The sequence below is a fragment of the Pedobacter frigoris genome (assembly GCF_032678645.1).
GTDB classification, from domain to species: Bacteria; Bacteroidota; Bacteroidia; order Sphingobacteriales; family Sphingobacteriaceae; genus Pedobacter; species Pedobacter frigoris_A.
The window spans coordinates 149,956-172,876 of sequence record NZ_JAVTSP010000002.1 but is presented as its reverse complement, the minus strand read 5'-3'; the positions used below and the strand labels follow the sequence as shown (position 1 = coordinate 172,876).

The window sequence follows — 22,921 nt, the reverse complement described above, 5'->3', positions numbered from 1 at the left end:
AAGTATGAATATAAAAGTCTGACCTTAATGGCTTCCTGCAAAGAATTTAAGTCCGAGGATTGACCCGATAAGCGTTGCGATAAAGAAAATCCTCCAGAAATTGGCAGGCTCATCAAAATATAAAATCCCGACGATCACTGTACCAACAGCGCCGATTCCCGTCCAAACCGCATATGCCGTGCCCATAGGTAAGCTTTGGGTCGCTTTATTCAAAAAATAAAAACTCAGGGTAATACATGCAGCAAAACCAAGTGTCCATTTTAAGTTGGTGAAGTTGTTAGACAACTTCAAACAAGTAGTAAAACCCACTTCAAACATTCCGGCAATAATTAATATAATCCAGCTCATAATTCTAATATTTCCGGCAAAATTAAGCAGATCAACACCCGAATTTTTTTACAAATGTTAAAAAATGAATCTGCTTATCGGATTTCTGAGCGGATGCGACTCAGCGTTACCTGAGTCACTCCCAGATAAGAGGCAATATAGCCCAGCTGGATGCGACGGATCAATAAGGGAGAAGAATTCAGCAGTTCCCGGTAGCATTCAGAAGCTGACTTAAACAATCGGGCAATATAACGTTCTTCCAGCTTTATGAGTTCCAGTTCGGCTAGTTTTCGTCCCCAATTGGCCAGCTCAATATTTTCTCTGAACAGGGCTTGCAACACATTATCCTTGATTTCGTAAAGCAAACTGTTTTCCAGCAACTCAATGCTTTCATAGCCCGGCCGGCCATTGATATAGCTATTATAGGAAAACACAAAATCACCTTCGAGGCCAAACCAAAAAGTAATCTGATTTTCTTTTCCTTCGCAATAAGCCCTGGCAATGCCTTTTTCTATAAAATAAACAGACCTCCCAACCTGACCTGCCTCCACTAAAATCTTATGTTTAGGAAGCTCAATAGGTTTCATCTCTGCTATAAGCTGATTTAGGCTATCGTTTTTGAGGGGGTAAACACTGGTTATTTTCTTCAGGAGCTGCTCCAAATTTTTAATATTTAGTTAAAGATAAAAGAAGACTTTCAAATATTTTTTGAAAAATGTAACCTGATCGCTTTTGATGTGGTCATAGTACACAGAACAAGTTTCTATAATAGACTATTTATCATTTAAGATTTAACAATATGGAAGGAGTAATCGTATCAGTCGTACTTTTTATTTGCACAACGGCATTGGTTTTTGGCTTAAGATACATGACAAACAAAGAAAAAATGGCGATGATAGAACGCGGAATGGATCCGGGCATGCAAAAGGCCAGACCAGCAGCACCGACCCCCTTTATCAGCTTAAAATTCGGACTATTGCTGGTTGGACTGGGATTGGGGTTAATCTTTGCGTTATTTACAGTTTGGAGCCTGACCCTCGAGAAACAGGATGCTGTCGCCATCTATTTCGGATTCATTTGCGTTTTCGGAGGCTTAGGCTTGATCATCTCTTATGCTGTTGAAAAGAAATGGCTTGATCAGCAAAAAGATTAAGAGTAATAAAGCCCTCGCCCGGATAACGTGTTATCCAATTAAGACCATACAACCGTGATTGGGAGTTACAAATTAAGCGTTCAGGTGTACTGAGCGCTTAATTTGTAACTCCCAATTCTGTAAAAGCCACATCCCTCCCCTCCTATTCCCAGTTTCTTTCCCTTGTTTGACACTTTTGTCAATCTCAGGTCAATTCCTAAAGACTTAACATTATTTTAATAAATTAATCAATCGATTGATTAATTTTGTGCCATCAAATAATCAAATGGAAAAAATCGATAAGCGGGCAAATATCCTGGAAGCAGCTGAAAAGTTGTTCTCGGAATTGGGATATGAGGGAGCTTCTACACGACAGATCGCGAAGGAAGCAGGGGCCAATATGGCCATGATCAATTACTATTTTGGTTCTAAAGAGGGAGTTTTCATGGAAATCATGACACTCCGCATTCAGGCATTTAAAGATGAACTGGATAGGATCAATAATGATCAGCTAACTGGAATGGAAAAACTGCTAAAGGTAGTTGAGGGCTATGCAAAACGAATACTTTGCAACCGTTCATTCCATAAAATGATGCACAGGGAACTTTCTCTTCCCCAGCGTCCTGAAATGTTTTATACGATCAAAAATGCCATGGCAGAAAACATGCTGCTGATAGAACGCATCATTACCAATGGCATAGAGGATGGCAGCTTCAGACAAGTAGATGTCAGGATGCTGATTGCTACAATAACCGGCACTATCAGTAACGTAGCCATCTCTCCATCAAAGATTACATCGGGCACAGGACTCGATATCGAAAAAAAAGCAGACAGAAAGATCATCACCGAACGCCTCATCAATCACCTGCAAGACCTAATTATCATTTATTTAACACCCCAAAAATGACACGTAACATCATTAAATTAAGCTTTTTAGCATTTCTGTTTCCGGGGATGCTCTATGCTCAGGACCAAAGAAAGCTAAGCCTACCGGAAGCCATCTCTCTTGGAATAGAGAACAGTAAGAATCTTAAACTTTCTCAGAATAAAATTGATGCGGCAGTTGCCAATCTGGCTACAGTGAAAGACAATGCACTTCCAACAGCAAAAGCGTCTTTTTTATACAATCACGCGGAAATCCCTACCAATACATTGAGTATAGGCGGAGGAAATCCTATTCACCTGCCTAAGCGTGCCGATGCTTTTGTAGGTACGGCTGCGGTAGAAGAGTTGATCTACGGAGGCGGAAAATTGAAATATGCTGAAGAATCAACACGCTTACTTACTGAAGTAGCTCGTCTGGATGCTGATAAAGACAAAGAGGAAATCAGCTATGCGGTAATCAGTACTTATTACTCCCTGTTTAAAGTATTACAAAGTAAAAAGGTGATTGCTCAAAACCTTGAATCTATTGCCAGTCAATTAAAACAGGCACAACGCTTTTTTGAACAGGGTGTGGTGACTAAAAATGATGTTTTAAGGTTTCAATTACAACAGGCAAACGTGTCGCTTACCGACATGGAGATTGAAAACAACAGGAAAATCATCAATTATAATCTTGACATTCTGCTGGGTTTGAACGAAAACACACAAATAGAGATCACAGAACCTGACAACACATTGAAACAAGCAGGCGCCCTGAGCAATTATATTGATATGGCAATGTCCAACAGACAGGAGCTCAGACAACTGGATCTGCAGAATAAGGTGGCAGATGTAAACATCAAATCGATAAAAGCCAATACATTGCCCACCGTAGGTGTAGGTGCCAATCTTTACTACATCAATCCGAGCGGCAAATTTATCCCTCCAACAGATCAGTTTATCATGCCGGTTACCCTTGGCGCCAATATCTCATGGAACATCGGCAATTTATGGACAAACAAAAACAAGGTCAATGAGGCAAGGATCCAACAAAAAAATATCGTAATCCAGAAAGATATTCTTTCCGATCATTTGAAAACAGAGATCAATAAAGATTACCAGAGCTATCAGCTTGCTGTAAACAAGATTCAGGTACTGGAAACATCTATAGCTCAGGCTACTGAAAACGACAAGCTCCTGGCTTCAAAATATAAGAACAATGTAGCTTCAGCGATTGATAGAATTGATGCAGAAACTTTGCTTTACCAGGCCAAGATCAATCTGGAAATTGCGAAAGCAGATGCCGGACTTGCTTATTATACATTACTAAAATCAACTGGAAAAATTACTCAATAATACCATAACAAATTACTGCGATGACAACTGAAAAGAAAAAAAAGAATAAAGTTATACCAATTATATTAGCCGTTTTAATCATAGTTGGAGCCATATTTGGCACTAAAGAATACATTTATTACAGCAAACACGTGGATACAGATGATGCCCAGATTGATGGCGACATCAGTCCTGTAGTTGCACGTGTAGGTGGCTATGTAAATCAGATCAGCTTTGAAGAGAATACCCTGGTACATGAGGGTGATGTTCTGGTAAAACTGGATGACAGCGATTACAAAGTAAAGCTTGAACAGGCCCAGGCTGGTCAGCAGGGAGCAAATGCAGGCGTAGGCGTATCTCAATCACAAATTGCAGCAACCGCAGCAAATACAAGTACTGCCAAAGCAAATATTGAAGCCGCAAGGGTAAAACTCGATCTGGCGAATAAAGATTATGCACGTTATGCAAACCTTGTAAAAGATGGATCTATTACTCAGCAACAATTTGACCAGGCAAAAGCACAAAAAGAGAGTGCAGAAGCTGCTTTTACCGCCGCTAAAGATCAGTATACAGCTGCAGTTAAACAGGTAAGCACAACACAGTCTCAACTTGCGGTGAGCAGCAATGGGGTTACACAGCGCCAATCGGATGTAGATTTTGCTAAATTGCAATTGTCATATACCGAGATTAAGGCGCCGGCAACGGGTATTGTTTCTAAAAAGAATGTTCAGAAAGGACAACTGGTACAGGCCGGACAGTCGTTATTTTCTATTGTAAATGAAAACAGTATTTATGTAACCGCTAACTTCAAAGAAACCCAGCTTGAAGACATTACTCCCGGATTGAAAGTTAAGGTAGAAGTTGATGCTTATCCTCATGAAGATATTCAGGGCGAAGTATACAACTTTGCGCCTATTACAGGAGCCAAAGGTTCTCTTTTGCCTCCGGATAATGCTACGGGGAACTTCGTTAAGGTGGTACAGAGAGTACCTGTAAAAATAAAGATCACCAAAGCACCAAAAGATGTTCTGGCTAAGCTTCGTCCAGGCATGAGCGTTAAAGTTTCTGTTTCTATAAAAGATTAAAAAATGGCCGAGAAAGGTTTAAAAAAGTGGGTAATTACATTTACAGTGATCACAGCTTCGCTTCTGGAGCTGATTGATACTACCATTGTAAACGTAGCTATCCCACAGATACAGGGTAACCTGGGCGCCACCCTTGAGGATGTAGCCTGGCTATCTACTGGCTACGCTGTTGCCAACGTAATAGTCCTCCCCATGTCGGGATGGCTTGGCAGTCGCTTTGGCCGAAAAAATTACTTCCTGTTTTCCATTATTTTATTCACCATTGCATCGTTCCTATGTGGAAATGCAACAAATCTGGAAGAATTAATCGCATTCCGTATTTTACAGGGTCTGGCAGGCGGTGGTCTAATCTCTACCGCACAGGCGATTCTCATTGAAACATGGCCGAGAGAAGATGTTGGTATTGCGACCGCATTGTTTGGCCTTGGCGCTGTTGTAGGTCCCACCGTAGGCCCTACTATTGGCGGGTACCTGCTTGAGGTAAGTACCTGGCCATGGATTTTTTACGTGAATATTCCTGTCGGTATTCTGGCAGCCTACTGTACGTATACATTCGTCAGGGAAACGCCCAAAGATGGTAAGGGAATGCCGGTCGACTGGTGGGGAATTATATTGCTGGCTTTGGCTGTGGGCAGTTTACAAACCGTACTGGAAAAAGGTGAAAGTGAAGACTGGTTTGCAACTCCATACATCACGGCGCTGGCGGTTACATCTGTATTAGGGCTACTGTTGTTTATCTGGAGGGAAACCACTACAGACCATCCAATCGTGAATTTCAAGATCATGCGCCACCGTAGTTTTTCGGTCGGGATGTTTACCTCCTTTGTATTGGGTTTTGGATTGTATGGCTCGGTATTCGTATTCCCGATTTTCTGTCAGAATTTGCTGGGTTTTTCGCCCCTGCAAACAGGAGAATTGTTATTTCCGGGGGGACTGTTCACCATCGTAATGATGCCTTTTATTGGCATTATGCTAAAGAAAAACATCCCAGCACAGTTTATGGCCACAATAGGTATGTTCCTTTTCTTTGTATTCTGCAGCATGCTGAGCAAGTCTACATTACAGTCGGGCACGAGTGACTTTTTCCTTCCCCTGATCATCAGAGGTATTGGTATGGCGCTGCTATTCGTTCCGCTGACCACCCTGGCGATACAAGACCTGAAAGGGCCGGAAATTGGTCAGGGTTCGGGGTTAAATAACATGATGAGGCAATTAGGTGGTTCATTTGGAATTGCTGCCCTTACCACATTAATCCACGTTCGTCAGGGCTTCCACCGCAGCAATTTACTGGTCAATGTAAACGAGTATAACCCGGCGTTTACTGAGCGGTTCAATGGCTTTATACATAACTTTATGGCTAAGGGATACAACTACCTTGAAGCCAAAACGCTTGCAGCAAAAGCGATAGAAGGGGCCGTAACCAAACAAAGTCTATTGCTTACTTATAGCGATGCTTATTGGGTAGCGGGATTGGTATTGTTGTGTTCTATACCACTACTTTACCTTCAGAAATTTAAAAAGAATGTAGAAGTTCCTGCAGACTTACATTAAACAAAACAGCCGTTAAGAAAATCTTAACGGCTGTTTTACCCCAAAAAATTAACAATTAATTTACCTCATTATTGCGTTTCTGCAATAGATTCGGCACATAAGTTTAAAAGGATTTGTTTAACCTCTATGGAACTAAGTTATTGATTTTTATGAAAAAATCAAAATTAAATTAATAGGTTCATTGGTCTTTTTTTTGGATGATTTTTGGTAGCTTAAGCGCTCAAAATTTTCCTTAAAAAATGATGCAGAAACAACGCGTAAAAGGGCAGAGAGAATCCGTATTTAACAATGAAGTAGTTTCCAGGTTCGAACTCTATAATAGCCTTTTCCTTACTCTTCCGTTCTACAAGATCAAAGACACAGGCACATTATTGCCATTGTTTATAAAATATTGTGAAGATGGTGTAAATAAACACGAGACACCCTCACATATCATCAATACTTTTTTTAAGAAATACACGCAGACCAACGCCAACAAGGATGTAATTGATCTGTTGTTTCGGTTTATCCAGTACATCGAACGTCAGGTGGTACTTTTTGACGCCGTAGAAGATGCCTCATTCAACAAACTAAATGCAGATGATGAGCACAATGCGCTGCTTGGGTACTTGAAAAAAGGTAGCGACAGCAAAGTCATTACTGAAAAAATAGAGAAGCTAATCGAAGATTTTTCGCTGCGTCTGGTACTGACAGCACACCCAACCCAGTTTTATCCGGGAAGTGTTTTGTCGATCATTACTGACCTGACCAGCGCCATTAAGATCAACGACATTTCAACCATACACCTGCTATTGCAGCAACTGGGAAAAACACCTTTTTTCAATAAAAAATCCCCTACTCCGGTAGATGAGGCTTTAAGTCTGGCCTGGTATCTTGAAAATGTGTTTTACTTCGCGGCAGCAAATATTCAATCTGAAATTGATAAGAGCCTTAATGATTACAACATAGAATCTAAAAAGATTATTGAACTTGGTTTTTGGCCGGGCGGAGACAGGGATGGCAATCCAAATGTGCATGCAGACTCAACCATACAGGTATCTAAAATGCTGCGCCAGATCTTATATAGATGCTATTACAGGGATTTCAGGAACCTGAAACGCCGTATCACCTTCAGGGGTGTTGAAGAACCGATTGCTATTGTTCAGGACGTTTTATACAAGAATGCTTTTGATCCGAATATTGAGATGGAAAACATCTCTGGTGATCTGATTGAGAAGCTAACAGAGATTAAAACAACTTTGATAGATCATCATGATGGCTTGTTTGCGGATCTTGCTTCAGACCTGATCCGGAAAGTTGAGCTATACGGCAGTCATTTTGCCTCCCTGGACATCAGACAGGATAGCCGGGTACTGAGAGATGTTCATGCTTATTGTAGAAAAAGCAAGCCCATCATCTCTTTATTTCCGGAAAACTACGATGACTTATCTGAAGAAGAAAAAATTGCAGCACTTTCATTCAAAAGCGCTAAAGTTATCTATACCGAGGACCGGGATTCTTTAATAGACGACACCTTGCAGACCATTGCTGAGGTGAAACAAATACAGGAAAGCAATGGAGAGCTGGCCTGCCACCGTTTTATCATCAGCAACTGTCAGCAAGCGAGCGATATCCTGCAATTGATGGAACTGTTTTTATGGAACGGCTGGGAAGAGCACAACCTGACGATGGACTTTGTTCCTTTATTTGAAACCGTTCATGACCTTGCTGATGCTGCAAAAATAATGGAAACGCTTTATGCTCATCCATTTTACAAAAAACACCTGGAAAGCAGGGGAAATAAGCAGGACATTATGCTGGGCTTCTCAGACAGCACTAAAGACGGTGGATACCTGATGGCCAACTGGTCTATTTTTAATGCGAAAGTAGCGCTTACAGAGACTGCCAATAAGCACAACATCCAGCTGGCATTTTTTGACGGCCGTGGAGGTCCGCCTTCACGTGGAGGGGGTAAAACACATCGTTTCTATGCTTCCATGGGTAAAGAAATCGCAAATAAAAATATTCAGCTCACTATTCAGGGGCAGACCATCAGCTCCCAGTATGGCTCAATTGACAGTGCTGAATTCAATATAGAACAATTGATCAATGCGGGTATTTCTGCCGGAATGAAAGAGAAACACAATATTCTACTGGACCCGGTGCACAAAAATCTACTGGATGTAATGGCTGCGCAAAGCTATGATGCTTTTGTAAGCCTGCGAAAACACCCATTATTCTTAAGTTACCTGGAAAAATTCTCACCACTGTCCCTACTGTCCAAGATCACCATTAGCAGCAGGCCAGTAAAAAGGAATTCAGGAGAGAAGTTGAAACTGGAAGACCTGAGAGCAATCAGTTTTGTGACTGCATGGAGCCAGTTGAAACAGAATATCCCTGGCTTTTATGGCATGGGCACTGCCCTGAAAACTCAGGAAGATGCAGGTAACTGGGATGATATTGTAAAAACCTATCAGGAATCCGGATATTTTAAAACCATCATTGACAACTGTATGATGTCTATGAGTAAATCTGATTTCTCTGTAACCGCTCACTTTGCCAACGATAAAGAATACGGAGATTTCTGGAAAATGCTACACGATGAATTCGAGCTTTCTAAGGCTATGTTATTAAAGCTCTCAGGCCATGAGACCCTGATGGAGAATTATCCTGTTGAGAAGCGCTCTATTGCGGTGAGAGAGAAGATTGTGCTGCCGCTTGTATTGATCCAGCACTACGCCCTGGAACAGCTTCAGCATGAATTGTCTGAAGTCGAAAAGCAATCTTATGAGAAACTGGCAATAAGAACCGTATATGGGGTGGTAAATGCCGGAAGGAACCTGGCATAACCTCCAATCGTCATCTCTGAGCTCAGAAATATAATCCTATAAAAAAGGCGACCACATGTGGTCGCCTTTTTATTTCATCAGGATCAAGGCTATCTATCGATTGAACCCATTACCTTTTGAGAGAATGCATTTAGTGCATCTTTTTCGGTTATGCCTGAATTAACATCGGCATGAACCTCTAATGCTCCGCAGATGTTAGTGATCAGTTCTCCTGCCACATCAATTTCCGCTTCACTTACACCTCTGAACTCACAGAAGGCCTCTAAAACAGTTAATGTTGCTTCAAGATCTTCTGGTGTGCTATTTTGAAATAGCTGTCTGATAACTGGAATCTTCATTATTTTATTTTATCAAATAACTCAATTAAAATCTCTGCCTTATTGGTCTGAACCTGGTGAACCAACGCTCCTCCTTCAAAAGCCGCAAAGGTTGGTAAATTATCAACATTTGCCAGCTTGCGCGAATCCGGAAGTTTCTCTGCATCCACAATTAAGAATGTGACATCTTCATTTTCAGCCGCAAGTTTCTTGAATTTAGGTTTCATTATTCTGCAGTTTCCGCACCAGGATGCTGCATACTGCACCATCACCTTGTTGTTTTCAGCAACATATTGTTGAAGATTATCTTCTGTTAATTCTAAAACCATGTTTTTGTGATTAATTAGCGCTTAAGTATTCTGCAACGCCTGTTCTGTTTGCACTCATTGCTTCTTTACCTTCTTCCCAGTTAGCAGGGCAAACTTCGCCATGTTTCTGAACGTGAGCATAAGCATCTATTAAACGCAAATATTCTTTAACGTTTCTACCTACCGGCATATCGTTTACACTTTCATGGAATACTTTACCTGTCTCATCAATTAAGTAAGTAGCCCTGTAAGTAACATTTGATCCTGAGAATGATTCATTACCTTCCTCATCGTACGCTACGTCCTGCTCTACAATACCTAAGATGTTAGACAAATGTCTGTGTGTATCTGCCAAAATAGGATAAGTCACACCTTCAATACCACCATTGTCTTTTGGCGTATTTAACCATGCAAAGTGAACTTCATTTGTATCGCATGAAGCACCAATTACAATTGTATTTCTTTTTTCAAAATCAGGCAATGCTGCTTGGAAAGCATGTAATTCTGTAGGGCATACAAAAGTGAAATCTTTTGGATACCAGAACAATAAAACTTTGCTTTGTTTACTTACTGCTTCTTCAAATACGTTGATTTTTAAATCATCACCCATTTCTGACATTGCATCGATACTAACACTTGGGAACTTTTTACCTACTATTGCCATAATTATATTATTTGTTGTTTTTTTCTGGCGCAAAGGTACGGCAAGCAAAGTTTAAAAGCAACGGAGCTTACCTATTCCGGCATACTTAATGTCGATACAGGAATAGCTTTTATCTATAATGTTTAATCCAAGAAGAGTTTTCATCTATCGGGCTGCAGGTCCGCATACCGCGATCTGCAACCTTGTTTATCAGTCAATTAACGATCACTGTTTTAGCGTTGTTTCAAACAGTTTAAAAATCCGTTTATACTCGTCAGTCCAGCTTGAAGGCTCTACAAAACCATGATCTTCAACAGGATAAACGGCCAATTCCCAGTTGTCCTTTTTCAATTCTATCAATCGCTGTGACAAACGCACAATATCCTGAAAATGTACATTTACATCAACCATTCCATGACACATCAGCAAATTACCTTTCAATCCATCAGCGAAATAAATAGGAGAGCTTTTCTTATAGGCCAGTGAATCAGTAGTCGGCTCATTTAGAATATTTGAAGTATAGCCATGGTTGTAATGCGCCCAGTCAGTCACAGATCTAAGGGCCGCCCCACTTTTAAAAACTTCTTGCTCGGTAAATAAAGCCATCAGCGTGATGAAGCCGCCGTAAGAACCGCCGTATAATCCCACATGTTTAGGATCCACACCATATTTTTCAACCAACATCTTTACACCGTCTACCTGATCTGTCAGATCCTTTCCTCCCATATGCCTGTAAATACCAGTACGGTGGTCCCTTCCATATCCAGAACTTGCAGTGTAATCAATATCAATCACCGTATAGCCATTATCGGCCAGCATGTTGTTAAACATATATTCCCTGGAATATTGGCTCCACCAATAGTGAACATTTTGCAGATAACCTGCGCCATGTACAAACACTACTGCCGGGTGGTTTGGATGTGGATTAGCTGCTGGATATACCCTTGCATTTACATCCGCACCATATCGGTTTTTAAAGGACACCAGATCCGGCGTTCTCCATTTATAGGAATTGAATTCCGCAGTTGTAGAATTGGTGACCTTCACGGCCTTAGCACCTGGTTTATTCTGCTGAACATATAGTTCCCAGGGCTGGTTCATGTAAGAATAGCTAATCGCAATCCACTGCTCGTCCGGAGAAAGCGTAACTACGTTACCTCCCTTCATTGTGGTGACTTGCTGGAGTTCACCGCCATTCACACTTAGTTTATAAAAATGGGTAATTCCCGGATGATCCTTGTTTGCAGTAATATAAAACGTCTTCTTATCCTTTGAAAGCTGTAGCTCTTGTACTTCCCATTTGCCGGATGTCAGTTGTTTCTTCTGGCCATTAGCCACATTTGCCGTGTACAAATGCGAATACCCGCTTGCCTCACTTTGATAATAGATCTGATTGTCATTAATCCATCCCATATTTGACGCGCCGATGCCAGGGCCGCTTATCCAGGCCTCATCTCTTTGCCGGTCTATCAGGCTCAAATTCCCCGTAGCAGCATCCAGCTTTAAAATCCACAGATCTTTATTATCCCGGGATTCTGCCACAACAAAAGCCATAGTTCCTGATTCGTTCCAATTTGGATTGCTCAGACTCACATTACGGTCTTCGTTCTTTTTCCGTCTTTCTTCCAGTTGCTTAGGATAGTCCTTCACATAATCTGGTAAATCTTTGATCCCAGGGATTTGTCCCGTATTGAACTTATATACCGTATCTCTTGAACGATCATAAATATAATTTTCAGACAGAGAAGATGGTTCTCCCACTTTGGCCCGGGTATTCATATCTTCGGTATAACCGGAAGAGGTTACGTAATTGGGAACTATCGTCCCTTGACCTCCTGCTGAAGGGACCATCAGCCTATAGGAAACATACTTTCCGTCAGGACTCAACTCTAAGCCGGTAAGGAATTTGTCTTCTGTATAAATCGGATCAATCCCTTTTTCATCTTTTCCTGGCCTATCCTTCCGCTCTGCGTTCTGTTTATTTCTTTTTTTAATGATGTCAAAAAGTTGCTCCTGGTCATTCTTTAACCAGGTATTCTGATCTGTGCTTTTCGCGCGTTCAGCTTTCCCAGGCTTCTTTCCCCTTGTAAAGTTGGTAAGCTGTTCTGTCTCACTGGTTTTCAGGTTCAGGGCGAAAAGATTATCTCCCTGTTGATAGGCAATATTCCCATTGGTAAGGAATTTTGCATTGCTCTCTCTGTCTGTGGTATAAGTAAGCCTTTGCTCTTTTCCGCTTTTTAATGTATACAGATAAATATCTCCGCCCTTTTCAGCTAAAGCCATCGAAGCATCATTGTTGTAGGTATATCCAGGACTTAAAGCTTTTTCCATTACTTTTTCGTCAGATTTCTGCGGCTTAAGGTTTCCGGTACTGACCTTATAAAGCTCATCTTTCTCCTTACTTTCCGGGTTCCAGTTAAAGAACAAGGTCTTACTATCTTCCGACCAGCGATAATTAGAAGGAGAAACACCTATCCACTTTTGGTCACGCATAATTTTTTCTACGCTAAGCGGGGCTACTTGCTGGGCATGAGCAAGACATACAGGCCATAGCAGCAGGAGAACAATTTTTTTCATCTGTATAAATTTGTTTCAAATTATTTTTTACCGTACAACTTTGCCGGTTTTATCTAAGTTGACGTTAAAAGGTTTCAGATACCGGCTCAATACAGCAAACTCACGTCTGGTAATCACACGGTCGCCGTCATATTCAGTGCTAAAGTTATAACCTTTCTTCCAATTCTTTTTTACCTCCTTAATGGTATTTTCTAATGATAGTCCGGCAACATATGATATCATTTTCAAGGTATTGTTAATCGTCATTTTTTCCTCTTTATGGTCATCAAACCAAATCTGAGCTTTGTAATAATAGGATTTTACCGGCTCTTTGATCTCCACAGAGAGAACTTCCTGGTCTGGTCTGAAATAGGCTGTCCCACTTGATATTTCTGCTCTCAGGAAACCCGAAAGACCAATTACCTGTATGTCTTTCCAGTTACTATCCGCATGATTAACATCTGCAAATGGCACCAATGATAGTTTATAATTGAGTAACTCCCCCTGGATGAGTTTTAGGTTAGCCAAGGATGTTTTTGTCTTAAAAAACACGGCATAGGCTGCCGTAGCTCCGGCAGCCTGGCCTGCAACAAAACTTTCTTGCTCAGGGTTTAAAACAATTAAGTTGTCCTGTCCGGGTAACTGCAATTTGTCCATCAAGAGAAAATTTGCAGATCCGCCACTTATAACATAACCCGACGCAACACTGGTCCTGTACAAGTAATCGTCATAATTAAATGCTTTCCATTGCAGTGGTACTTTAGGTATCTGCAACGCGCTGCTTACTGCTCCGGTTTTATCTGCGTCGACCAATACACCGGCTTTAATGATTTTACCCCCTGTCAGTTCAATATTCCAGCCACTACCCGATCTTTTTAATTTGAGCAGGCCTGCTCCTCTGATGATAGTCAGGTTCTTTAAAGTGTCTGTCCATGAACGAACTACAGTGCTTACTTTAGAATAGTCGACCAGTACCTGTCCTGTATTGCCCTTAATCCTTTTCAATATTTCCCCTTCAATTCCGGAGGCCTGACTGTTGCCCGACGCGGAAAGCTGAAAATCCTGTGTGCTCAATATCACTGTTGTTTTTACACCCGACACTGCCGATTGGATTCCCGCCCCAACAGCACTGTTTCCATTTCCAATTACGACAACCCCAGTTTTGGTTGTTTGTGCCTGCGAAACATAGCTAAACACTGTAAGTACCAAAACAATAAAAAATCCCCTTTTCATTTTGTATTTTTATTTAACTTATGCAATATCCTTTAAATGAATCTATTTTGGATGTAAAAGCATTAAAGGATAATTTATTTAACCTATTTTAACAAAAATGCCGCAAAGGCTTCAAAATATGATGCATACGATCAATTCTGTTTTTAAAGCCCAGCAAGCGTATAAATATACGCTTAGAGCAAGCAATGCAACGCAAAGAATCAATAAATTAAAAAAATTGAAGGATAGCATTGAAAAACATGAAGACGCCATTTATGAAGCATTACAAAATGATTTGAGAAAATGCACCTTTGAAGCGGCTGTAACAGAGCTCATTTTTATTTACGGTGAAATTGATTTCGCAATAAAAAACCTAAACGGCTGGATGAAGCCAAAGTCTGTAGGAAAAACCATCACCAACCTTCTTGCAAAAAACAAGATATATTATGAGCCTAAAGGGGTCTGTCTCATCATTTCACCCTGGAATTACCCATTCCAGCTAATGATGAGCCCACTTATATCTGCCATTGCAGCAGGAAATTGCGCCATGCTCAAACCTTCTGAATTAAGTCCGGAAACCAGCGCCATTATATTAAAAATTGTAGAGGATTGTTTTGAGGACAATGAAATTAGCTGTTTTGAGGGCGATGCATCCGTTTCAACCGCATTGCTGACCCTTCCGTTTGATCATATATTTTTTACCGGCAGCACTGCCATTGGAAAAGTGGTGATGGAAGCCGCGGCAAAAAACTTAACTTCAGTTACGCTTGAACTGGGCGGAAAATCTCCGGTTGTTCTGGATTCCTCTGCCAACTTAAAAAAAGCAGCAGAAAAAATAGCCTGGGGCAAACTAATGAATGCAGGACAAACCTGTATAGCTCCTGACTATATACTTATTCCTGAGGACTTACAGCGACCTTTTATACAACAATATAAAGAAGCGGTGGAAAGAATGTTTTTTAACGGCACTCAGAAACCTGATACGACGATATATGCTAAAATCATAAATGACCGTCATTTTAATCGTCTTTCGGGTTTAATTAACGATGCATCGGCCAAAGGAGCTGAAATCATTTATGGTGGCATCACCGAGCCGTCAGAAAGAACCATTTATCCTACTGTGATTACAAACCTCTCTTCTGATGCAGAAATTATGAAAGAAGAGATATTTGGCCCTGTTTTGCCTATAATTCCTTTCAAACAGCTGGACGATGCTATTGCCATGATCAATGAAAAAAGCAAACCTCTGGCGCTCTATATTTTCAGTGAAAATAGTCAGAATATCCGGCACATCATCAAACAAACCAGCGCAGGGGGAACCTGTGTTAATGATGTGCTCATCCACATATCCAATCCAAAACTTCCTTTTGGCGGGGTAAACGGGAGTGGCGTTGGAAGCTGCCACGGGCAGTTTGGCTTCAAGACTTTCTCTCACGAAAGGGCGGTTGTATTTCAGTCGGGATTTGATGTCACCAACCTGATCTATCCCCCATATGAAAAGAAAAGCTGGGTATTGAGATGGCTGAAGCGGTTGATGTAACTAGCCAATCCTTACTGATGTCATTGTCAGTGATCCTCCGACAGCTTTATCATTGAATAGGGAAACTTCTTCCTTTTCATTTTTTAAACCAAGGGTATACATCAGGGGCAGATAATGTTCAGGCGTAGGGATCGCCAGCATCGCTTCCTTTCCTAGACTTTGATAATCCATTAAAGGTTTATGATCATTATTCATAATCAACGTTTTAAACTTATCACTGATCTGAAGTGCCCAGTCGTAACCGCCCCCATCGATCATAGGCCAGCTGATCATCCTCAGGTTATGAACCATATTCCCGCTTCCAAGAATCAGAACGCCTTTTTTGCGCAATTGATAAATTTCTTTAGCCAATTCGTAATGATACCGCGCATCTTTAGTGTAATCAATACTCAATTGCAAAACAGGGATGTCCGCATTTGGGTACATGTGTTTCACAACTGTCCAGGCCCCATGGTCTAAACCCCAGTCATGATCCAGTCCGACCGTCGTACTTTGTACCAATCCAGCTGTTTCCATGGCCAGCTCCGCATTTCCGGGAGCAGGGTAAACTACATCAAAAAGCTGCTGTGGGAATCCTCCAAAATCATGAATGGTTTGTGGAAAATCCATAGCTGTAACGTAAGTCCCTTTTGTAAACCAATGTGCGGAAACTACGAGTACCGCAGCGGGCGTTGGAATATCTTTCGCCACAGCAGCCCACTTTAAACTGAATTCATTGTCTTCAATTCCATTCATAGGAGACCCATGGCCAATAAACAAAACAGGCATCAAAGTGTCCTGCAAAGGCAGGCTTCTGGTAAAATTGTTAAATTGTGAAAGGTTGGCCATCGTAAACTTACATTAAATCAGGCCGTTTTCAGGCGGCCTGATCGTTATGATTACTTCGCCTGAGTAAACTCCAGGTTTAAAGTAATTTGAATGTCTTTTGCTACACCAGTACCTGTAGGATCATATTTAATGTTATAATCCAACCGATTGATACTTGTTAATGCAGTAAAACCAGCTTTGGTATTTCCCTGTTGATCTTTGGCCGTACCACCATAAGTTACCGCAAACACTACATCTTTGGTTACATCACGAATGGTTAGTTTTCCGCTTAAAATATAACTATTGGTGTTCTGCTTCGGCGTTTTAGTTGGTCTTTTTTTAAATGATGTACTTTCGAACTTCATTGTCGGAAATTTTTCTGCATTAAAGAAATCATCTGTCTTAAGGTGATTGTCCCTCATCTCTACGCTGGTACTGATACTGTTCACGTCAACCGTAAAATCGATTTTTGCATCAGTAAGGTCTGGCTTAGCAGCAACAAGCGAACCATCAAACTTCTTAAAAGACCCGTCAACAAATGAGATTCCCATATGTTTTACAGAAAAATTCACAAAAGAGTGCATTGGATCTACATTCCATTTTGTTTGTGCGAATGTCGCAGCACTGATTGACACCGCAATCAGGAATAAGAATAATTTCTTCATAATTTTTTGAGTTAATGATTGTACAAAGCTATAACCAATCAAACTGCGAATTGTTGACCTATGATAAGAAATGATTTTACTTCAATACACTGAAAAAATTGAATTCTACCCTCGCCAGGTACATTCCCCTATTGTATCTTCCAGGCAAGTTGCCTGCAAGCTCAAAGCGATACCCGAGATCTATCCTGGTGCGGCTGTTGAGGATCACCTGAACAGCAGGAGCCAGATCCACATAAGATCTCCCATTATCGGGATTTGTTTTTCCCAATACTTCGAAGTACAGATTAAAATTGGGTTGATTATAGTCCTTGTATACAAAGGGCAGCAAAAGGTATCCCGAAGACAAGCTGTACCCTAACATTTGATCCGGTTGGGGCATCCCTGCCAATTGCTTTTCCGCAGACTCAAATGATTTATTATAGCTTAAAGTTCCAGAAAGGGCCAGCTTATGTAATAGCTGCGTAAATATCACTCCTGCCTGAAATCCGCTATTGTCTCCCTCCAGGTTGATATCCTCAGTATACGTCGGTCGTTTACTTGTACTTACGCGCGCAAAAGCCGCAGCTCTAAAATGGCTCTGCGCCTCATCGAGAGATAGAAACCGGTATTTCGCATAGAAACTTCCGCCTTCTACCCTATATTTACCATCCATATCAGACATAAACCCTTGTGCATGGACCATCAGGTTTTTGTTGAACCCGATCATAACTTCAGGTATAAGCCTATTGGCAAACTCAGGCTTAAAGAGGCCTTCATTGGTGATCCTGACCCCAATTGATTTTGACGGCATATTACTCGCAGGCTCTGTAAAAATATACAGTTCCTGAGATCTGGCAGTACTCATAAACAATATGAGTACTGCCATTAAATTAAAAAATCTCATAAAAGTTGCTTAGATCGTTAAATGATAAATTCTTGTCTTCTTACCATTTACCGTCCCAGCACCTGCAGCGTAAGTATCCATTTTATACTGAGCTGCTTTCTTCTTAAATGACGATCCCGAGATAAAGTCTTTATCTACAACACTTGCCTTTACCGGCCCATTCAGTGTTTTGTTCTTTGCGTTAAGAAACTTGTATACGTTTGCACCTATTACAGTTTGCCCGTTATCGTCTATTTTAACGTTGTTGAAATTAAAAACTGCAGTTAAATTTCCAACAGAGAAACCGGCATCCTGCACTTTCTTCTTGATCTGGTCTATGTTAACTCCTTTGTTTTCCTTGAAGTCCAGCACAAATATGTTCTTGTTCAGATCTGGCTTAACCCCCTCCACAAAGTCCAGGGTTCTAAGCGCTTTTTCTGTTGCTTGCGAACACATAGAGCAGGTAAGCCCTGTAACTTGTAATTCTGCCGTGGAAATTTGCTGTGCCGAAGCGTTAACTGAGATAAATAGAATAAAAAATATACTTAAATATTGGATCGTTTTCATTTGAATTGCTTTTAATTATGAATAAATTTTTGAAATAAAAACCACTATAGATAACCCTATCTATAAAGGTTGTTAAATTTATTCCGGCCTAATTCCTAAAAATGCAATTGTAAATGTGGAGTGAGAGTACTGCGGAGAGTGGCGGAGCTTTGTTCTCAACTTTATTATAGATATGAGAAACAATTTCCGAAAAAGATTTCCTGATTAAATGACCTAAAAACAGCTCTAAACTAAAGTCTTGCGGAAGCTTTACTTTAAATCCCGCTTCATGACTATCTTTTACTTTTACGTCTATGGACGAGTCTTTACAGCAGTCATGAGCCTTACTGGCTTTCTCTTCCCCCTTACAAGCCCCGCATTTTGCCGGCTTTGATACACGGACAGAAGAAAGTTTACCGCTACAAAAATGCATGTTCAAGCCTATTCCGATTGCAGTAATCAGGTAAAAGGCACATAAGCACATGGCTATTTTTTGTTGCAGTTTCATTTCTAAGCAAATATGAAAAATAATTCCCATAAAATATCTTTTGCATGTTGATGCTAAGTAAAATAATTGATAGGCTTCCGCTTGCCAACAAAAACATATTTAACTTAACTTAGCGCGAAATAATCAGTAAAAATGAATAAGTTCTTTACCCTAATCTTGTGTTGCTGTTTCATTTCAGCATTTTCCGCTAAGCCTAAAAATCAATATATAAGGATCAAAACAGCTAAAGGTGAATGCATCATTAAGCTTTACAATGAAACACCAAAACACCGGGATAATTTTATAAAGCTGACAAAAGATCATGTTTTCGATGGCACTTTGTTTCATAGGATCATTAAGGATTTCATGATTCAGGGTGGAGATCCCGATTCTAAAAACGCGAGGCCAGGGGAAGAACTTGGCAACGGGACGGTAGGATACACTGTACCTGCCGAATTCAGGGATAGCTTGTTTCATAAAAAAGGTGCCTTAGGTGCAGCAAGGGACAACAATCCTGAAAAAGCATCCAGCGGAAGTCAGTTCTATATCGTTCAGGGCAAAAAATTCACAGATGAACAGCTTGATGCAGTTGAAAAAAACCGTCTGCAATTCAAAATCCCGCAATGGGAAAGGGAAATTTATAAAACACAGGGTGGAACTCCTCATCTCGACAGAAATTATACGGTATTTGGTGAGGTAGTGAAAGGACTGGAAATGGTAGATGCTATTGCAGTTCTGGAAAGAGATTCAAAAGACCGTCCTGTTGCCGATATCAGCATGCAAGTTTCTGTTTTGAAACGAAGAGAGGCAAAAAAGCTGGAAAAAGAACTCAATAAAAAGATTAAAAAATAATAGACATGAAGATCATTTCTTATAACGTTAACGGCATCCGCTCTGCTTCTACCAAAAACTTCTTCGGCTGGCTTCAGTCGACAGACGCCGATATGATTTGTTTACAGGAAGTAAAGGCCCTCCCTTCCCAGATTCCGGAAATTATTGCATTAATCGAACAGCTAGGATATCACCACTATTGGTTTCCTGCTGAAAAAAAAGGCTATAGCGGGGTCGCCATTTTAAGCAAAATCAAACCCAATCATGTAGAATATGGTTGCGGAGAGGAATGGATAGATAAAGAAGGGCGTATTTTAAGGGCCGATTTTGACACTTTTTCTTTGATGAGCCTCTATATGCCGTCCGGTTCAAGTGGCGACGAGAGACAAGTTAAAAAGTATGAATTCATGCGTTTTTTTGACACCTATATAGGTGGCCTCCGTTTGGAATACCCCAACCTGATCATTTCAGGTGATTACAACATCTGCCATACAGCGATTGACATTCACAATCCGAAATCCAATGCCAATTCTTCCGGCTTCCTTCCTGAAGAAAGGGAGTGGATGGAACTGTTTTTAGGAAACGGCTTTATTGATACTTTCAGGCATTTTAACAAAGATCCTCACCATTATACCTGGTGGAGCTTCAGGGCAAATTCAAGAGCCAAGAACCTGGGCTGGCGAATCGATTATCATCTTGCCAGCCAACCAATGCTGCAAAGGCTTAAACATGTTAAGATCTTACCTGATGCCGTACATTCTGACCATTGTCCTGTTTTATTAGAATTAAATCCTCAATAATGTCTGCACTTCTAATCATAAATATTGCTTCACTAGCTGGTATTCACCCCAAAGAAACGCTTTTGCTAAAAGGTGCCGCTATGGCAGACCTTCCAGCGATCAAAAATGCATGGCTGCTATGTAAGGATGGGTTAATTGCCGATTTTGGAGCAATGGAAAACATTCCTTCAGAACTGTCGGATACCATACCAACAGTTTCTGCCAACGGCGGTTATGTATTACCTTCCTGGTGCGATTCGCATACACACATTGTTTTTGCTGCACCAAGGGAAGAAGAATTTGTCATGAAGATCCAGGGAAAAAGCTATGAGGACATCGCAGCAGCCGGGGGCGGTATCCTGAATTCTGCAAGGAAACTTCAAATGGCAACCGAAGATCAATTGTTTGAAAGTGCCTCTGCGAGACTTCAGGACATGATACTACAGGGCACAGGTGCCGTGGAGATAAAAAGCGGATACGGCCTTTCTTTAGACAGTGAAATAAAGATGCTCCGCGTCATCAGAAGACTCAGAGAGACATTCCCAATACCTGTAAAAGCCTCATTTTTAGCTGCTCATGCTTTCCCTCAGGAATATAAAAATGACCATGAAGCATACATCAGGCTAATCATCGATAAAATGCTCCCACAAATAGCCGAAGAGGGTCTGGCAGATTACATGGACGTCTTTTGCGAACAAGGATTCTTCTCGGTTGAAGAAACCTCCAGGCTTTTGGATGCTGGAGCAAGGTACGGTTTGCCGCCTAAGATCCATGCCAATCAGCTGTCTGTTTCCGGCGCTGTTGAAACAGGCGTAAAACATCATGCGGTTTCTGTCGATCACCTTGAGGTTACGGATGATGCGGCAATCGAAAGTTTATCCGGGAGCAACACTATAGCGACTTTATTACCGTCCTGCTCCTTTTACCTGAACATCCCTTTTGCCAATGCCAGAGGACTCATCAATGCGGGTATCCCGGTAGCCGTGGCCACAGATTTTAACCCCGGATCTACTCCTTCAGGAAACATGAATTTTGTAGTCTCCCTTAGCTGCATCAAGCTAAGGATGCTGCCCGAAGAAGCCATTAACGCTGCAACCATCAATGGTGCTGCCGCAATGCAGATAAGCGACCAGGCAGGAAGCATCGCAATCGGAAAGAAAGCAAATCTGATGATTACCAGACCAATGCCATCGCTGGCTTATCTGCCATATAGCTTTGGTCAGTCGCAGGTAGCAATGGTGGTCTTAAATGGAAAAGTCTACAATGGAAGGCCTTAAAATTTACAGCCCGGAGGATATACAAACCCTTGTAAATCCTCGCGATGGAGAAACCAAACTCGGCGAGTGTGTCCAGTTCATTTTAAGCCTGGAGGAATTGGAAACATCAAGCGCCGCTTTCGTACTGGTTGGAATACCGGAGGATATCGGTGTGCGTGCCAATTACGGCGTTGCAGGAGCCTCAAGCGCATGGCTCCCCGCATTGAAGGCCATCTTAAACATACAGAGCAATCGTTTCTTACAGGGCTCTGAATTGCTGGTCCTGGGGCATTTTATTTTTAATGACCCGGAGGAACCTGGAATTGGCGCGCTTCAACAAAAGGTGGAACAGATCGATACCGTCGTATATGAAGTAATTGAGCGAATTGTAGCTGCCGGAAAAACTCCTGTAGTAATCGGAGGTGGCCATAACAATGCCTACCCCATCATAAAAGGAACTTCGCTTGCCAAACAAAAGGCGATTCATGTCATCAATATAGATGCTCATGCAGATTTGAGACCTACTACTGGCCGACACAGCGGCAATGGGTTTAGTTATGCATTTAAAGACAATTATTTGGGTAAATATGGCGTTTTTGGTCTGCACCAAAATTACAATAACGAGGCGATTCTCCGGGAAATCGACAGCAATCCTGATATTTATACGATCTTCTTTGAAGAAGTATTGACCAATCCCAACTTCAAAATCCAATACTGGAAAGAACTGACAGAAAATTTAGAGTCCCCGGGACTGGAAATCGACCTGGACAGTATAGAAAATGTACTTTCCAGTGCAACCTCTCCTTCTGGATTCAATTTAAATCTGATCCGCGATATCCTCTTGACTTCAACCAAAAAGTATGCTTATTTGCACATTTGTGAAGGAGCCGTCGCCATGTCTGATGGCAGAACCTCTCAACAGACGGCTAAGGTTATCGCCTACCTGGTTACAGACTTTTTAAAAAATCAGAAATAAAAATGCCCCGGGGC

The 22,921-nt window shown here is 41.3% G+C and carries 23 protein-coding genes; 11 read left to right on the top strand and 12 right to left on the bottom strand.

Annotation, left to right across the window (positions count from 1 at the left end; translation table 11 throughout):
• Window positions 1-24: 24 nt before the first annotated feature.
• A complete protein-coding gene (locus tag R2Q78_RS07155; RefSeq protein ID WP_136836801.1) occupies window positions 25-348 on the bottom strand; it encodes a DMT family transporter in 324 nt (107 codons plus the stop codon).
• A gap of 74 nt (window positions 349-422) precedes the next feature.
• Window positions 423-914 carry a Crp/Fnr family transcriptional regulator gene (locus R2Q78_RS07150; protein ID WP_316790289.1) on the bottom strand — a complete coding sequence of 164 codons (492 nt, stop codon included), beginning with the start codon at window positions 912-914 and terminating at the stop codon, window positions 423-425.
• 212 nt (window positions 915-1,126) lie between these two features.
• Between R2Q78_RS07150 and R2Q78_RS07145 the strand changes: the two genes are divergently transcribed.
• The 6 genes from R2Q78_RS07145 to R2Q78_RS07120 all read left to right on the top strand — a co-directional run bounded on the left by R2Q78_RS07145 (window position 1,127) and on the right by R2Q78_RS07120 (window position 9,122).
• Window positions 1,127-1,480 (top strand): DUF6249 domain-containing protein, encoded by a 354-nt coding sequence (locus R2Q78_RS07145; RefSeq protein WP_316790286.1) that lies wholly within the window; start codon window positions 1,127-1,129, stop codon window positions 1,478-1,480.
• 265 nt (window positions 1,481-1,745) lie between these two features.
• On the top strand, window positions 1,746-2,366 hold the full coding sequence (locus R2Q78_RS07140) for a TetR/AcrR family transcriptional regulator (protein ID WP_316790284.1): 621 nt from the start codon (window positions 1,746-1,748) through the stop codon (window positions 2,364-2,366).
• Window positions 2,363-3,679 (top strand): TolC family protein, encoded by a 1,317-nt coding sequence (locus R2Q78_RS07135; RefSeq protein WP_316790282.1) that lies wholly within the window; start codon window positions 2,363-2,365, stop codon window positions 3,677-3,679. Before R2Q78_RS07140 ends, R2Q78_RS07135 begins: the two co-directional genes overlap by 4 nt.
• Window positions 3,680-3,699: 20 nt before the next feature.
• Window positions 3,700-4,743: an HlyD family secretion protein gene (locus R2Q78_RS07130; RefSeq protein WP_316790280.1), complete on the top strand. Its 1,044-nt coding sequence runs from the start codon at window positions 3,700-3,702 to the stop codon at window positions 4,741-4,743.
• Window positions 4,744-4,746: 3 nt separating this feature from the next.
• Entirely contained in the window at window positions 4,747-6,294 is a 1,548-nt protein-coding gene (locus tag R2Q78_RS07125) for a DHA2 family efflux MFS transporter permease subunit (protein WP_316790277.1), read from the top strand.
• 239 nt (window positions 6,295-6,533) lie between these two features.
• Entirely contained in the window at window positions 6,534-9,122 is a 2,589-nt protein-coding gene (locus R2Q78_RS07120; protein WP_316790275.1) for a phosphoenolpyruvate carboxylase, read from the top strand.
• A gap of 89 nt (window positions 9,123-9,211) precedes the next feature.
• Here R2Q78_RS07120 and R2Q78_RS07115 read toward each other — a convergent pair whose 3' ends face one another.
• The 5 genes from R2Q78_RS07115 to R2Q78_RS07095 all read right to left on the bottom strand — a co-directional run bounded on the left by R2Q78_RS07115 (window position 9,212) and on the right by R2Q78_RS07095 (window position 14,179).
• The gene (locus R2Q78_RS07115; protein ID WP_316790273.1) at window positions 9,212-9,460 is read right to left on the bottom strand and encodes a DUF6952 family protein; all 249 of its coding nucleotides are present in this window, start codon (window positions 9,458-9,460) and stop codon (window positions 9,212-9,214) included.
• Complete coding sequence (locus R2Q78_RS07110) at window positions 9,460-9,768, bottom strand: thioredoxin family protein (protein WP_316790271.1); 309 nt, start codon at window positions 9,766-9,768, stop codon at window positions 9,460-9,462. The genes R2Q78_RS07115 and R2Q78_RS07110 overlap by 1 nt, the downstream gene beginning before the upstream one ends.
• 10 nt (window positions 9,769-9,778) lie before the next feature.
• Window positions 9,779-10,411, bottom strand: coding sequence for a peroxiredoxin (locus tag R2Q78_RS07105; RefSeq protein WP_316790269.1), 633 nt, complete (start codon window positions 10,409-10,411; stop codon window positions 9,779-9,781).
• A gap of 204 nt (window positions 10,412-10,615) precedes the next feature.
• Complete coding sequence (locus R2Q78_RS07100; protein ID WP_316790268.1) at window positions 10,616-12,967, bottom strand: S9 family peptidase; 2,352 nt, start codon at window positions 12,965-12,967, stop codon at window positions 10,616-10,618.
• A 27-nt stretch (window positions 12,968-12,994) separates the two neighbouring features.
• Window positions 12,995-14,179: a hypothetical protein gene (locus R2Q78_RS07095; protein ID WP_316790266.1), complete on the bottom strand. Its 1,185-nt coding sequence runs from the start codon at window positions 14,177-14,179 to the stop codon at window positions 12,995-12,997.
• A gap of 118 nt (window positions 14,180-14,297) precedes the next feature.
• On the opposite strand from R2Q78_RS07095, the gene R2Q78_RS07090 reads away from it, so the two are divergent.
• Window positions 14,298-15,698, top strand: coding sequence for an aldehyde dehydrogenase family protein (locus R2Q78_RS07090; protein ID WP_316790264.1), 1,401 nt, complete (start codon window positions 14,298-14,300; stop codon window positions 15,696-15,698).
• On the opposite strand, the gene ygiD is transcribed toward R2Q78_RS07090, so the two are convergent.
• The 5 genes from ygiD to R2Q78_RS07065 all read right to left on the bottom strand — a co-directional run bounded on the left by ygiD (window position 15,699) and on the right by R2Q78_RS07065 (window position 19,086).
• On the bottom strand, window positions 15,699-16,526 hold the full coding sequence (ygiD, locus tag R2Q78_RS07085; RefSeq protein WP_316790263.1) for a 4,5-DOPA dioxygenase extradiol: 828 nt from the start codon (window positions 16,524-16,526) through the stop codon (window positions 15,699-15,701).
• 50 nt (window positions 16,527-16,576) lie between these two features.
• Complete coding sequence (locus tag R2Q78_RS07080) at window positions 16,577-17,170, bottom strand: YceI family protein (RefSeq protein WP_316790261.1); 594 nt, start codon at window positions 17,168-17,170, stop codon at window positions 16,577-16,579.
• 76 nt (window positions 17,171-17,246) lie between these two features.
• The gene (locus R2Q78_RS07075; protein ID WP_316790258.1) at window positions 17,247-18,035 is read right to left on the bottom strand and encodes a hypothetical protein; all 789 of its coding nucleotides are present in this window, start codon (window positions 18,033-18,035) and stop codon (window positions 17,247-17,249) included.
• Window positions 18,036-18,062: 27 nt separating this feature from the next.
• Entirely contained in the window at window positions 18,063-18,599 is a 537-nt protein-coding gene (locus R2Q78_RS07070; protein WP_316790256.1) for a heavy-metal-associated domain-containing protein, read from the bottom strand.
• 88 nt (window positions 18,600-18,687) lie between these two features.
• A complete protein-coding gene (locus R2Q78_RS07065; RefSeq protein ID WP_316790253.1) occupies window positions 18,688-19,086 on the bottom strand; it encodes an HYC_CC_PP family protein in 399 nt (132 codons plus the stop codon).
• A gap of 132 nt (window positions 19,087-19,218) precedes the next feature.
• Between R2Q78_RS07065 and R2Q78_RS07060 the strand changes: the two genes are divergently transcribed.
• From R2Q78_RS07060 to R2Q78_RS07045, 4 genes are read left to right on the top strand one after another with little or no spacing between them, the layout of a single operon-like run.
• Window positions 19,219-19,917 carry a peptidylprolyl isomerase gene (locus tag R2Q78_RS07060; protein ID WP_316790251.1) on the top strand — a complete coding sequence of 233 codons (699 nt, stop codon included), beginning with the start codon at window positions 19,219-19,221 and terminating at the stop codon, window positions 19,915-19,917.
• A 5-nt stretch (window positions 19,918-19,922) separates the two neighbouring features.
• Window positions 19,923-20,696, top strand: coding sequence for an exodeoxyribonuclease III (locus R2Q78_RS07055; RefSeq protein ID WP_316790249.1), 774 nt, complete (start codon window positions 19,923-19,925; stop codon window positions 20,694-20,696).
• Window positions 20,696-21,952 (top strand): imidazolonepropionase, encoded by a 1,257-nt coding sequence (gene hutI, locus R2Q78_RS07050; RefSeq protein ID WP_316790247.1) that lies wholly within the window; start codon window positions 20,696-20,698, stop codon window positions 21,950-21,952. Before R2Q78_RS07055 ends, hutI begins: the two co-directional genes overlap by 1 nt.
• Complete coding sequence (locus R2Q78_RS07045) at window positions 21,939-22,907, top strand: formimidoylglutamase (RefSeq protein WP_316790246.1); 969 nt, start codon at window positions 21,939-21,941, stop codon at window positions 22,905-22,907. The genes hutI and R2Q78_RS07045 overlap by 14 nt, the downstream gene beginning before the upstream one ends.
• Window positions 22,908-22,921 lie beyond the last annotated feature (14 nt).